Genomic DNA, 13,737 nt, shown 5'->3' on the forward strand with positions numbered 1-13,737 from the left:
TATAAGGAAAAATTTCGACAGAATCAACTAATTCAACCAGAACTTCGCAAAACGAAGTTAGTATAAGCTAACTATTGTTGAGGAATCACTTCTTTTCAATGAGATCCTTTTTTAATTCCAGACAGCTCTGATATCTATTTTGCGGACGATATTGTGTACATCGATCCAAAATATCCCATAATCTGCCATCTCTTTCTTTATCCCATAACCGATACATAAGTACTCCTAAAGAATAAATATCGCATCTTAAATCACTTTGTCCCATACCTCCATATAATTCAGGTGCTGCGTATCCTTTACTGCCTAATAAAAATGTATCCTCCTTTTTATCTGGCTGATATCTTCGAACAGCTCCAAAATCAATCAAAACCAAAGTATCCTGTTTTGTTACCATGATATTTTGCGGTTTTAGATCTCGATAAACAAGCGGCTGTTCCTGAGAGTGCAAATAATGCAATACTTCGCACAAGGAGATTCCCCAGCTTCTTATCAGCGAAAATGGAAAAGGACCTTCCTTTCGCCATTTTTTGTCTAAGGTCTCTCCATGTATATATTCCATTCGAAAGGAAGTTTTTCGCTGATCGAATCCCTTACAAGCCGGAATCATCGAATGTGACAGCATAGAGAGTAATGCACATTCCTTTCGAAGCAAATAAACAGAGAGCGGATCCTGCTTGTATGCGCGTTTTACAACAAAAAATTCCTTTTGCTGCGTATCCCAAAACAATTTTGTCGTTGCAAATGGATTTTTTCCCAAGATGCGAATCAATTGATGGTGCTTTTTTCTATACATCAAAAATCCCCTTTTTTTAATGTATACGCCCAAATATCCGTTTTGCGCTAAATTATCACGAACCTGCTTTCGTTTTGAATGGATCTGTGTTATCATTTTCTACGGTGGTATTCCCATATATAGGAAACTGCACAGAAAAAGAAAAAACGATAAAGGCTGTATTCAGGAGAAACAGTACTTTGCTCAAGATGCAATGATTCCTTTTTGGAATGCTTTTTCTGTGCTGCTCATGCAGCTTTTTTATTTACCATTCGAATGGAGGGAAAGATATGAAAGAAATTACCATCTCTCAGATGCGCCATGTGCAGGTAGGACAAGCACAAGATGAGGTAAATGCAACCGGTTGTACAGTCATTCTTTGTAAAAGAGGTGCAACTGCCGGAGTAGATGTCCGCGGAGGCGGTCCAGCTACACGCGAAACAGACTTATTGAATCCGAAGAACATGGTGCAGCAAATACATGGTGTCATTCTTTCAGGCGGCAGTGCATTTGGCTTGGATGCTGCTGGCGGTGTCATGCGCTATTTAGAAGAAAAAGAATGCGGATTTGCCATTGCCGGCCAACATGTCCCTATTGTTTGCGGAGCATCTCTGTTTGATCTTTGCGTCGGTAATGGAAAGATCCGTCCAGATGCTGCCATGGGGTATGCGGCATGTCAAGCCAGTGAACAAAACCTTTTCCTGAATGGAAATTATGGAGCCGGTACAGGTGCAAGCGTCGGAAAACTGTTAGGCAGTGACTATGCGATGAAATCTGGTCAAGGCATGTTTGGGGTGCAGTGTAACGATCTGCAAGTGTGTGCAATTGTAGCAGTCAATGCATGCGGCAATGTAAGGGATGTTGCAACCAGACAATACATTGCTGGAGTCTATAAAGATGAACAGCTATTGGATTCTCTCTCCGTGATGGAACACATGCAGGCAGCAGATCAGTTGCCGCAAGGCAATACGACCATTGGCTGTATCCTGACAAATGCCAAATTGGATAAAGCACAATGCAACAAGATTGCCAGTATTGCACACAACGGCTATGCCGATGCCATCTTTCCTGTACACACGATGAGCGATGGTGATACGATCTTCACGTTGGCTTTGGATGAAGTAGATGCCATGCCAGATGTCGTCGGTACACTTGCTGTTTATGCGATGGGAAAAGCTATCAATCGTGCCGTTTTGTCCGCCCAAAGCGCTTATGGGCTGCCATCGGCCACATCCATACGCCGTATCCGTTAGGAACGACAGTAGAAAGGAATTTATATGAAAAACACAAAAACAAAAAAAATGGTCTTATTTTCTATGCTGTTAGCAATCGAGGTAGTACTTTCTTTCACACCCCTTGGGTTTTTACGTGTTGGTTTTCTAAGCATTACCATGCTGCATATCCCAGTCATCATATGTGCCATGGCATTAGGAAAACGATATGGGGCAGCACTGGGCTTTGTCATGGGATTTTGTTCCTTTTACAATGCAACCTTTTCACCGACGATCACCAGCTTCTGCTTTACACCATTCTTCTCTATGGGAGGGGTACAGGGCAGCTGGACATCACTGCTCATCGCATTTGTCCCTCGTATTGCTTTGGGTTATGGCAGCGGCTGGTTCTATGAGAAACTATCTGCCAAAAATGAAAAAGCTGCACCGATAGTAAGCGGCCTATCCGGTGCTTTGATCAATACGATCGGTGTTCTGGGAGGCATCTGGATCTTCTTTAAAGAACCCTATGAAACCGTATTAGGAAATACGATCGTTACTTTATTATTAACGACGGTAGGAATCAACTCAATTGCAGAAGCAATCGTTGGTATGATCGTCGCTATTGCTATACATGCCGTCTTAAAACACAAGACATTATAATGGATCGTTAACAGGGGCTTACATGCTCCTGTTTCTTTTTTTTTGTTTTGTTTGATTTTCAAACTTTCTTTTGCTATAATCACTTCAACACAAAAAAAGGAGTACTTTATGCAAACAAAAGAATTGACCTGCTGCGCATTTTCAGCAGCATGCATCACATTATGCTCATGGATCTCGATACCCCTGACTATCCCCTTTACATTGCAAACATTGGCAATTTTCTTTATCTGCGGTGCACTGGGAGGAAGAATTGCTACTTTCAGCATCATTCTATATTTATTGTTAGGCTGTATTGGAATCCCTGTATTTTCAGGCTTTCGCCAGGGGTTTTCGACACTGTTTTCGATGACCGGCGGTTATATATTTGGATTCTTGCTTAGTTCCTTGTTATTGTGGAGCTTGGAAAAATGGTGGAAAGATCACACGGTCCGTTTCTTTTTTTCATGCCTTTTTGCGCTGATGATCTGTTACTTATGCGGCACTCTGTGGTTTGCCTTTCTCAATATGCAAACCACAGAGCCTCTTGGGATCCTGTCGATCATAGCTCTATGCGTATTGCCGTATCTCTTGCCTGATCTCTTAAAGATCCTGATTGCCATCTATTTGATCAAACGTCTTCGCATCTTTTTCATCACAAAATAAATATTATATTGGATATTTCTGGATCGAAGCAGTTCTATCTATGCCGATTGATTTGCTGTGTTTTCCCTGCTTCAAATATAAAAAAGCGATTCCTCTTTATTTGTACGGTATCCACACTTAGATACTCGGCAACATTTTTATAGAATCGCTTTTTTCATCATCTGGTTTCCATCTTTTTCGGACGTCCCCGTTTATGTTCGATCACAGTATTGCCATTTCTTATATAGTCCTTTATCCATTTTGTTAAAGCGGTCTTGCTGGATAAACCGTATTTGATAGCAGTGCTCCCGATGCTTTTGTTCTCGTTTAAGACCTCGCGTATGGCCTGCTCTTTTAACTCTACAGGATAATGGCGGCTCCTGCCATTTCTTAAGATGTCGTAACCATGCACATCAATTAATCGAATCAGGTATTTTACTCCTTCTTTGCGCAATCCATATTCTTTTGCCAGTGCATTGATCGTTGTTCCATCTTGCCGCTTTTCATAGAGCTCTATTTTCTGCTCTCTAGACAATTTTCTCAATATATCCTCCTCCTATATGACAAATAAAGGCAGCTAGGATCAGCTGCCTTTTGAACATTCGTATTATTTATTCAGTCTACGCTTTGTCAATGTTGCAGCAAATCCAACCAGCGACACAGATGCAAGCAGCATCCATAAAGAGGTCACGCTGGAAGAAGAGGTATGTACATCTTCTTCCTCTGCTGCATCTTTGTTCGGTGATGTATGATCTTCCTCCTGTTCTTCTCCCGTCGAAACAGGAATATACGTATTGGTAATGATGAAACCTTTATCCATATTGCCTGTAATCTCTGTCGTATAACCGCTTACTGCATCTTCCGTGATCGTGTATGAAATGGGCTGTCCATTTTTATAGGCAGGAAGTGCATCAAACACCCAGGTCCAATCGTTTTGTGCACTGAGCACTGCTTGTTTTGCTTCGGTTCCATCCGCGTAAAGATGAACAGTCACTGTTTCAGGACGAATTCCATTTTTATCATTTTCATCCTTCCATATTTTCTCCACTGTTACGTTCACTGGCAGCATCTCATTTGTCACTTGCACCTGGTAAGTTGCCGTCTCTTCATTCAATGTTGTTTCACTGACAATGGATTGCATGTCATCTGGAACATTCAGTTCTTTGACAGTGTAATTTCCTTTCGGCAATCCTGTAAAAGCGGCTGTCCAGTTATTCTCTTTGTTTAAAGTAACACTGTCCAGCGTATATCCGTCACAAACTAAAGCTGCTTCAATTTCCTGTTTTGCTGATGCAGGAACGTCGGCAGACCATTTTTTTGTTACTTCTAATGTATATTCTGTAGTCTCTTCTCCTGTATTTGGCGCATCCCCGATAATGACACTGCCATTTGCACCGATGCCAGCACCGCGATTTGCCTTATTTTGCGTAATGAGCAGCTGTGCTTTTTCTTTTGATAAAGATTTAGCATTTTCAGAAATCACAGATTTCAGTGCATAGCTGCCAGAAAGCAGATCAATGCTGCTGATTGCTTTTCCCGGCTGATCCGCATCATAGCGGGCACTTCCATCTGCTGTTCCTAAATAATAGGCACTTGTTCCGTCCGTACCTTCTCCGCCGTTATCTTCTTCTACATACACACCGCCATCTTCGTAGTAATGGACCTGTCCTCCGCCAAGTGCACGCTGTGCGAGGAAAAAATCCGGTTCACTATCTTTATGCTGAACAAATGCCAAATCATCCCCAGCGGATCCATCCTCTGCGCCGGCAGCCATATTATCAAAAACAGCACCGCCATTGGTAATATACATTTTTAGATTGCCGGTTGAACAAGTCCAAATACCGCCGCCAATGATCGAAGCCGCATTTTCATAAATGGCCGCATTTCGCAATTGCACTTCTTGTCCTTTGACGACATAGATGCCGCCGCCTTGTCTGCTCACCTCATTTTCAGCAATCAATCCTGCATTTAACTGCACATCTGCTTTCCAATCCTTGCCTTGAATACTGCTAACAAAAATACCTGCACCATACATCGACTGATTTTGAATGATCGAACCGCCATTCATGATCAATACAGCTTCTGGATTAGAAACCAAAGCAATGCCGCCGCCATAATACTTCCCTGTATTGCCTTTAATTGTACCGCCATTCATCGTGACTTCGCCATCCACGATATAGATACCCCCTGCATAAAATGATTCTCCACTATCATTGTTGCGAATCATGCCGTCATTCAGTGTCATGATGCCTTTTCCATCGACAGATGCATTGCCGGAATTACTGCCTACATATACAGCACAGCTCAAATTTTCTGCAATTTCTCCGCCTTCCATTATGAAAGTGTTTTCCCCGCCATTATTCGATACATACACAACTCCTGAGGCACCCTGAGGATCTGCCACTTGATTTTTACTGATCATTCCGCCATTCATCGTGAATGTTCCACCATTTTCTAAAAAGACGATTCCATGATAATATCCTGTTTTTAATACATTCTCTGAAATGGTGCCTCCATTCATCACAAAAGAGCCTCCGTCTATTAATAATAGATGACTATGGCTGCTTGTACTGGTGCTGATGAAATTTTGGATATTTCCATCCATAAAAATAAATGTTCCTTCTACATCTAAGAAAGCTGCAGAATTTTTACCATATGCCAATGTTGCCTGCTTTCCATCAAAACAAACACTGTCTAATGTGAATGTCGCATTTTTCTTCACTGTGATTGGCGAAGCAGCAGTTTCGTTCCACGCAGACGATAGCTGAATAGTAGCACTGCCGGTTAATGTTACATCTTTTTCGATTACCAAAGGTTCTTCTAAAGTTATGTCAGAAATAACATTTACCGTACCTCCTTTTGCAATTGCATCTGCTAATTCTTGGTAAGTTTTAACATTTTGTTCACCAGAAGCAAAGATCGTCACTGGCAATAATATAAGAACCAACAAAAAAAACAGCAGACATGCAATCATTTTTTTTATTCTCACAATTTCACTATCCTTTCTCTTAAAATGTGTAGGTTTTGACAGTGAAAATAGTAAGTGAAAAAAACTGCAAAATCTGTCATATAATATCGATTTTCTATGTATTTTTTGTCTTGAAAGTAAAAAAATATGGTGTAAAATAAAAATGAAGTGATACTCAAATAGTACACTTTTTTTAGTATGCATTATCTTCCTTTAAATCTCTACATTCCTTTAATTTTCGGTAAAATGTTGCTTCGCTCATATTGCAGATCGATAGTACATCTGCAATCGATAACTGCTTGTTTTCCCATCTGGAAACAATTTGATCAAATTCTTTGGGCAGTTCTATCTTAGGTCTTCCAAACTTCACCCCTTTTGCTTTGGCTGCCGCAATTCCTTGCGCCTGCCTTTTTTTTATGTTTTCCCGCTCATTCTGCGCAGTAAAAGATAGAATTTGCAATACAAGATCCGCAATAAAAGTTCCTAACAAATCTTTGCCAAAGCGCGTATCTAACAATGGCATATCGATGATACATACATCAATACCGATATCCTTGGTCAATATGCGCCACTGTTCTTGTATTTCTTCATAATTTCGTCCTAACCGATCAATGCTCATCACATAAAGAAGATCACCTTTCTTTAACTGAATTAACATTTTTTTATATTGCGGCCGATCAAAATCTTTTCCAGACTGCTTATCTAAAAAAATATGATGTTTGGCAATATCATAAGATAATAAAGCACGCATTTGTCTGTCCTCATGTTGGTCTGCAGTTGATACTCTTGCATATCCATATACTGTTGTCATTTTTTCCTCCTTTAACTGTATTTTACTAAAGGGTAGTGCATCATATTTTCAAAAAAATGTCGAAAATATGATCAAATATATAAGAAAAATGAAAAACTACCTACTGTCCTTTATATTTGAAGAAGTACAGCAAGTCAAGCAATTATATTTTCACCCCCCCTTTCACGCCCACTTTTTTATAACAGGAGGAATATATAGAAAAAAACTAATGACTGAGATCATTAGTTTCTATAAAAAAGCCCTGCAGGTAAAATGAAGTGAACCCCAAAGTTTGGACACCAGAAAAACATATGAATTCGTTTCAAAAGTTATTGCGTGTAATTCTAAAACGAATGTGGCGCTAAAAGCTGTTATTAGTACTCAGTACCAAAATGTTATATCAATGGTTTCGCAAATATAAGATCTATGGATATAATGACCTTATAGATAAGAAGAAAGGTCGTAAGTATAAGAATTTGGATATGAAAAAGATTATTCGCCCTTTGAAAAGTTTTCAATAGCACTTGAAGAATATATAGATTACTGCAATAATGAGAGAATTCAGGTAAAAACAAAAATGGATGCCTCCTATAAAATACAGAATAGCATCCATATGCTCTGTTTAGTTCATAAATATGTGCCCAGGATTCTAGGTACATATCATCGAACAATTACTTTTTTCTTTTTTTTATATCATGTACAATCCATCTTTATGATCCGATTTGTGTATATCCCATCAAGTAATGATCTATCTCACGAGCACATTCTTTTCCTTCTGCAATGGCCCAAACGACCAAAGATTGTCCGCGTCGGGCATCTCCTGCAACGAATAAATTGCTATCCTCGATTTGATGACCATTAGCTTTTGCAGCGATCGTATGACGTTTGGTCAATGGCAATTTACCTGCATCACTAACATAGGATTCACAACCTACAAAACCAGCCGCAATCAGCACCATATCTGCTTCCAGCACTTGTTCGCTGCCGGCAACTTCGACCATCTGACCATCTTTTCTTTCCAAACGGACGGTTTCAACAGCACTTAATTTTCCATCTTTCTGAATGAAACGTTTTACCGTTGTTTCATAAATACGAGGATCTTTTCCAAACACAGCTGCACATTCTATTTGTCCATAATCCGTTTTGCAGACACGCGGCCATTGAGGCCAAGGATTGCCTGGTGTTCTCTGCAGCGGCGGTTGCGGCATCATTTCCAATTGGATGACAGATGTGCATCCTTGACGTATACAGGTAGCTACACAATCATTTCCAGTGTCTCCCCCGCCAACCACAATTACTTTCTTGCCTTTTGCCTGAAAAGCATCTTCTTTAATCTCTGTATGATTTAATAAAGCTTTTGTTACCGTGCTTAAATAATCCACTGCGAAATGAATATAAGGATTGTCTCTGCCTTCTACAGCAAGATCACGCGGCTGTTTGGAACCGCAGCAGATCGCTATTGCATCATATTCCTTTTCTAATGCTGCAAATTTGATATTTTTGCCTACATCACTGTTGAAGTGAAAGACGATGCCTTCTTCCTGCATTAATGCAATACGGCGTTCCACAATTTCTTTATCCAGCTTCATATTCGGAATGCCATACATCAAAAGTCCGCCTGCACGCTCTTCTCGCTCATATACATGGACTTCATGTCCTCTTTGATTCAAAGTATATGCTACGCTCAAGCCGCTGGGCCCGCTTCCGATCACTGCTACTTTTTTTCCGCGGTGACCCGTATTTTTATGCGGCTGCATCCAGCCGTTGGCAAATCCTTCCTCAATGATAAAACGCTCATTGTCATGAATCGTAACCGGTTCATCATTCATGCCGCACACACAGGCTTTCTCGCACAAGGAAGGACAAACCCGACCTGTAAATTCAGGAAAGGGATTTGTCTTTAATAAGCGAATGAGTGCATCCTGCATATGACCATGATACAGTTCGTCATTCCATTCTGGAATCAAATTATGCAATGGGCACCCAGTGACCATTCCCGCTAATTCCATAGCAGACTGGCACAAAGGTACGCCACAATTCATACAGCGTGCTGCTTGCTGTTTTCTTTGCTCTCTTTGAAAAGGTTCATACAATTCTTCAAAATCAGCAATACGTTTTGCTGCCGGGCGCGGTGTCATATCCACACGTGCATATTCTAAAAATCCACTTGGCTTACCCATGATCATCGCACTCCTTTCTTTTTCTCAAAAGCTCGTAATTTTGCTTCTTCTTCATTAAATCCATGCTGCTGCAGCTGATGGATCGTGTGCAGCATCCAACGATAGTCCCTAGGTATGATCTTTTTGAAGTTTTCTTTCACATCTTCAAAATGATCCAGTATCCATTGACCATGTTCGCTTTGAGTCGCATCTACATAATCCACGATCATTTCCTTCAAACGTTGGAAGTCGCTTTCCTCATGGATTTCTTCCAAATCCACAAGATCTTTATTTACCCGCAAATAAAGGTCATGATGCTCATCTAAGATATACGCAATACCGCCGCTCATTCCGGCAGCGACATTCTTTCCTGTAGGTCCTAAGATCACGACACAGCCACCGGTCATATATTCCAAGGCATGATCGCCGCATCCTTCTACAACGGCGATTGCCCCGGAGTTTCTTACCGCAAAACGTTCTCCGGCCACACCATTGATATAGGCACTGCCGCTTGTTGCTCCATACAGTGCAACATTTCCAATGATGATATTTTCATTTGCACGGTAATTTGCTTCCTTTGGAATCGTAATGCTTAACTTGCCTCCTGAAAGTCCTTTGCCAAAATAATCGTTGGCATCCCCTTGCAAGTGGATCGAGATCCCTTTTGGCAAGAATGCGCCAAATGACTGTCCGCCGCTTCCGCTGCAAGCAATCTGACAAGTATCATCTTTTAATGTTTTGCCATAATGCGAAGTAACATAAGATCCCAATAAAGTACCAAAGGTACGATCTGTATTATCTAGACGCAATGTACAGTGATAGGTCTCTTTATTTTCCATCGCCTTTTTAAATCCAGGAATCAAAATCTTTGCATCTTTTGTTTGATCCAAATGGAAATCATAAACATCCTTTTGGTCAAAATGCTTCTTCTCTTCACTTGGATGCAGCTGCAGTAAATTATCGATTTTTAAACGATGTTCTTTTGCTTCATCGCTTACTTTCAAACACTCTTTATGTCCAATCATCTCTTCCAATGTATGGAACCCCAACTGTGCCATGATCTCACGCAACTGCTGTGCAACAAACATCATAAAATTAATGACATGTTCTGGTTTTCCCTGGAAACGACGACGTAAGCATTCATTCTGCGTAGCAATACCGACCGGGCAAGTGTCCAGATTGCAAACACGCATCATCATGCAGCCCATCGCTACCAACGGTCCGCTTGCAAAGCCAAATTCTTCAGCTCCTAATAATGCTGCAACTGCTACATCTCTGCCGCTCATCAGCTTTCCATCCGTTTCCAGACATACACGGCTGCGCAATCCGTTTTGAACTAATTGTTCATGTGTCTGAATAACGCCAAGTTCCCACGGCAAACCTGCATGATGGATCGAACTTTGCGGTGCAGCCCCGGTACCGCCGTCAAATCCTGAGATCAAGATGACTTGTGCACCCGCCTTGGCAACACCACAGGCAATCGTGCCGACACCATCTTCACTTACCAGTTTGACTGAGATGCGTGCTCTTGGATTTGCATTTTTCAGATCATAGATCAACTGTGCCAGATCTTCGATCGAATAAATATCATGATGCGGCGGCGGGGAAATCAGTGTCACACCCGGTGTTGAATAACGCGTGGTAGCAATCCAAGGATATACTTTGGTACCAGGCAGATGTCCGCCTTCTCCCGGTTTCGCACCTTGTGCCATTTTGATCTGGATCTCTTGTGCACTATTCAAATACTCGCTCGTAACGCCAAAACGCCCGCTTGCCACCTGCTTGATGGCACTGTTTCTTTCCGTACCTAAACGTTCTGGTTTTTCTCCGCCTTCTCCGCTGTTGCTCTTTCCATGCAAACGGTTCATGGCGATTGCCAAACAAGTATGCGCCTCTTCTGAAATGGAACCATATGACATAGCGCCTGTCTTAAAGCGGCGAACGATATTTTCTGCACTCTCTACTTCCTCTAACGGAATCGGTTTTCGTTTACTATCATCAAATTCCAACAATGAACGAATCGTAAACGGCTGATGCTCTTGATGAATCAAATCTGTATAGCGTTTAAATTCCTCATAATCACCGTTACGTACTGCATTTTGCAAAGTAACGATGGTTTTTGGACTATACAGATGGCGTTCTTTTCCTTCTCCGCTGCGCAAGCGATGGAAACCGATCGTATCAAGAGAATAATCGACACCCATTCCTAGCGGATCGAAGGCACGGTCATGATACCAGCGAACATCCCGTTCGATATCTTCCAGACATACACCGCCGACTTGAGAACGTGTATTAGTAAAATAACGATCGATGACGCTGCGATCCAAGCCGATTGCTTCAAAGATTTGCGCAGACTGATAAGACTGCAAAGTCGAAATGCCCATCTTAGCTGCTATCTTTACGACGCCATGCAGAATAGCATCATTATAGTCGCGTATAGCTGCGCTGCTTTCTTTATCCAGTACATCTTTTTCGATCATCTCTCGAATGCTTTCATGTGCTAAATATGGATAGATCGCACCTACCCCATAACCTAATAATGTCGCAAACTGATGTACATCGCGCGGTTCTCCGCTTTCTAAGACGATCGATACCGTGCTCTTCTTTTTCGTCTGTACAAAATGCTGTTCCAAAGCTGCTACTGCAAGCAAGGAAGGAATTGCTAAGTGTTCTTCATCCATTCCGCGATCGCTTAAAATCAAGATATTTGCTCCATGCTGGCAGGCATGATCACAAGTGACAAATAAAGTCTCTAAAGCCTCCTCCAGACTCATCCCCTGATAAAATAACAATGAGATTTCTTCTACATGGAATTTTGGATGCTGCAGTGAACGGATCTTATCCATATCGCGACCATCCAAAATTGGATTATGTACTTCCAATACCGTACAATTATGATCTTGATCTTCTAACAGATTCCCCTGCGAACCTAAATATACAGAAGTATCCGTAACTACTTTTTCTCTTAGTGAATCGATCGGCGGATTAGTAACCTGTGCAAACTGTTGTTTGAAATAATGAAACAATAACGGATGACAGTCACTTAAAGAAGCCAATGGAATGTCACTGCCCATAGAAGCTGTCGGCTCAACACCGTTTTTGGCCATCGGCAAGATCTGTTCACGCAGATCTTCATATGTGTAACCAAACACTTTGTATAACAGGTTGCGCTCCTCTTGCTTCATGATAACAGTCTTCTTTTCCGGAGCAGGCAAATTCTTTAATTTTAATAAACAGCGGTCCAACCATTCTCCATACGGATGACTATTGACATAATACTTTTTGCATTCTTCATCACTGATCAAACGTTTTTCTTTCGTGTCCACCAGCAGCATTCTGCCTGGATGCAAACGGTCTTTTTGTACGACATGCGCTTCATCGATCTCTAACACACCAACTTCGGATGACAAGGTCAATGTATTATCGTCGGTTAACCACCAACGCAGCGGGCGCAAACCATTTCGATCCAAGACAGCGCCTAATTTCACACCATCAGAGAATAAAATAGCAGCTGGACCATCCCATGGTTCCATCATAGTTGCATAATAATGGTAAAAATCTTTTTTATCCCTCTCCATAAAGTCATTGCGCCAAGGTTGCGGAATCGTGATCATCACTGCTTTTTCCATCGGCACGCCATTCATGCGCAAAAACTCTAATGTATTGTCTAACATAGCAGAATCGGAACCAGATGGATCAATAACCGGAAGGATCTTTCTTCCGTATTGTTCCATAAACGGAGAATGCATATTCTCTTCTCTGGTCAGCATCCGGTTGCAGTTTCCGCGAATCGTATTGATCTCCCCGTTATGAGCGATCATATGATTCGGCTGCGCTCTTTCCCAGCTTGGCTGTGTATTGGTAGAAAAACGCGAATGCACGATTGCCAAAGCACTCTCATATTTATCGCTATGCAGATCTTCATAGAAAGCGCGAAGCTGATTGACCAGAAACATTCCTTTATACACGATCGTTCGCGATGACAAAGAGACCACATAAGTATCTGGACAACTCTTTTCATATTGTCTGCGAATGACATACAACCGTTGTTCAAAGGCATCTCCTGCCTCTACATCTTTTGGACGGGAAAGAAAACATTGACGGATCATCGGCATGCATTCTCTCGCTTTTTCCCCTAATATTTCTGGTCGACAAGGTACATCGCGCCAGCCAAGAACGGTTGCCCCTTCATGTACGCTTATCGTTTCAAATAACTGTTCGCTTTTGCGGCGAGCAAATGTTTGTGTAGGCAAAAAGAGCATAGCAATGCCGTAATCCCCTTCTTTCGGCAAAGCAAAGCCCTCTTTTTTTACTGCTTTTGTGAAAAAACGATGAGCAATCTGCAACAAGATTCCCACACCATCTCCAACTTTTCCACTGGCATCTTTTCCTGCACGATGCTCCAGACGCTCTACGATAGAAAGAGCTTGGTCAACGATTCGATATTCCTTTCGGCCGTCGATATTTACCAAGGCTCCGATACCGCAGGCATCATGTTCTAAGACCATGTCTGTTTTTCTTCGTACTTCCTTGCACATTCCATATTCCTCCCT

General features: G+C 41.7%; 9 protein-coding genes. 3 read left to right on the top strand and 6 right to left on the bottom strand.

Annotated features, from left to right (window positions below; genetic code table 11):
* Nucleotides 1–85: 85 nt before the first annotated feature.
* Nucleotides 86–793: a serine/threonine protein kinase gene (locus BQ9859_RS08810; RefSeq protein WP_075877821.1), complete on the bottom strand. Its 708-nt coding sequence runs from the start codon at nt 791–793 to the stop codon at nt 86–88.
* 269 nt (nt 794–1,062) lie between these two features.
* On the opposite strand from BQ9859_RS08810, the gene BQ9859_RS08815 reads away from it, so the two are divergent.
* From BQ9859_RS08815 to BQ9859_RS08825, 3 genes are all read left to right on the top strand, one after another.
* Nucleotides 1,063–2,025, top strand: a complete 963-nt coding sequence (locus tag BQ9859_RS08815; protein WP_075877822.1) for a P1 family peptidase — start codon at nt 1,063–1,065, stop codon at nt 2,023–2,025.
* A 24-nt stretch (nt 2,026–2,049) separates the two neighbouring features.
* Nucleotides 2,050–2,646, top strand: coding sequence for an ECF transporter S component (locus tag BQ9859_RS08820; protein WP_075877823.1), 597 nt, complete (start codon nt 2,050–2,052; stop codon nt 2,644–2,646).
* 108 nt (nt 2,647–2,754) lie between these two features.
* On the top strand, nt 2,755–3,288 hold the full coding sequence (locus BQ9859_RS08825) for a biotin transporter BioY (protein WP_075877824.1): 534 nt from the start codon (nt 2,755–2,757) through the stop codon (nt 3,286–3,288).
* A gap of 157 nt (nt 3,289–3,445) precedes the next feature.
* Here BQ9859_RS08825 and BQ9859_RS08830 read toward each other — a convergent pair whose 3' ends face one another.
* The 5 genes from BQ9859_RS08830 to gltB form a co-directional block, all read right to left on the bottom strand.
* Nucleotides 3,446–3,811, bottom strand: coding sequence for a helix-turn-helix domain-containing protein (locus tag BQ9859_RS08830; protein WP_161941290.1), 366 nt, complete (start codon nt 3,809–3,811; stop codon nt 3,446–3,448).
* 63 nt (nt 3,812–3,874) lie between these two features.
* The gene (locus BQ9859_RS08835) at nt 3,875–6,256 is read right to left on the bottom strand and encodes a Cna B-type domain-containing protein (protein ID WP_075877825.1); all 2,382 of its coding nucleotides are present in this window, start codon (nt 6,254–6,256) and stop codon (nt 3,875–3,877) included.
* Between the two features lie 172 nt (nt 6,257–6,428).
* Nucleotides 6,429–7,046 carry a recombinase family protein gene (locus tag BQ9859_RS08840; RefSeq protein ID WP_075877826.1) on the bottom strand — a complete coding sequence of 206 codons (618 nt, stop codon included), beginning with the start codon at nt 7,044–7,046 and terminating at the stop codon, nt 6,429–6,431.
* 689 nt (nt 7,047–7,735) lie between these two features.
* Entirely contained in the window at nt 7,736–9,205 is a 1,470-nt protein-coding gene (locus BQ9859_RS08850; RefSeq protein ID WP_075877827.1) for a glutamate synthase subunit beta, read from the bottom strand.
* A 2-nt stretch (nt 9,206–9,207) separates the two neighbouring features.
* The gene (gltB, locus tag BQ9859_RS08855; RefSeq protein WP_075877828.1) at nt 9,208–13,722 is read right to left on the bottom strand and encodes a glutamate synthase large subunit; all 4,515 of its coding nucleotides are present in this window, start codon (nt 13,720–13,722) and stop codon (nt 9,208–9,210) included.
* Nucleotides 13,723–13,737: the final 15 nt, after the last annotated feature.

It is taken from the genome of Merdibacter massiliensis, assembly GCF_900155395.1.
GTDB lineage: Bacteria > Bacillota_I > Bacilli_A > Erysipelotrichales > Erysipelotrichaceae > Merdibacter > Merdibacter massiliensis.

Bases quoted from the DNA above. Each gene is read 5' to 3' on its own strand.
- BQ9859_RS08815 (WP_075877822.1), top strand. From the start codon at position 1,063: ATGAAAGAAATTACCATCTCTCAGATGCGCCATGTGCAGGTAGGACAA.
- BQ9859_RS08850 (WP_075877827.1), bottom strand. From the start codon at position 9,205: ATGGGTAAGCCAAGTGGATTTTTAGAATATGCACGTGTGGATATGACA.
- BQ9859_RS08820 (WP_075877823.1), top strand. From the start codon at position 2,050: ATGAAAAACACAAAAACAAAAAAAATGGTCTTATTTTCTATGCTGTTA.
- BQ9859_RS08810 (WP_075877821.1), bottom strand. From the start codon at position 793: ATGTATAGAAAAAAGCACCATCAATTGATTCGCATCTTGGGAAAAAAT.
- BQ9859_RS08825 (WP_075877824.1), top strand. From the start codon at position 2,755: ATGCAAACAAAAGAATTGACCTGCTGCGCATTTTCAGCAGCATGCATC.
- gltB (WP_075877828.1), bottom strand. From the start codon at position 13,722: ATGTGCAAGGAAGTACGAAGAAAAACAGACATGGTCTTAGAACATGAT.
- BQ9859_RS08840 (WP_075877826.1), bottom strand. From the start codon at position 7,046: ATGACAACAGTATATGGATATGCAAGAGTATCAACTGCAGACCAACAT.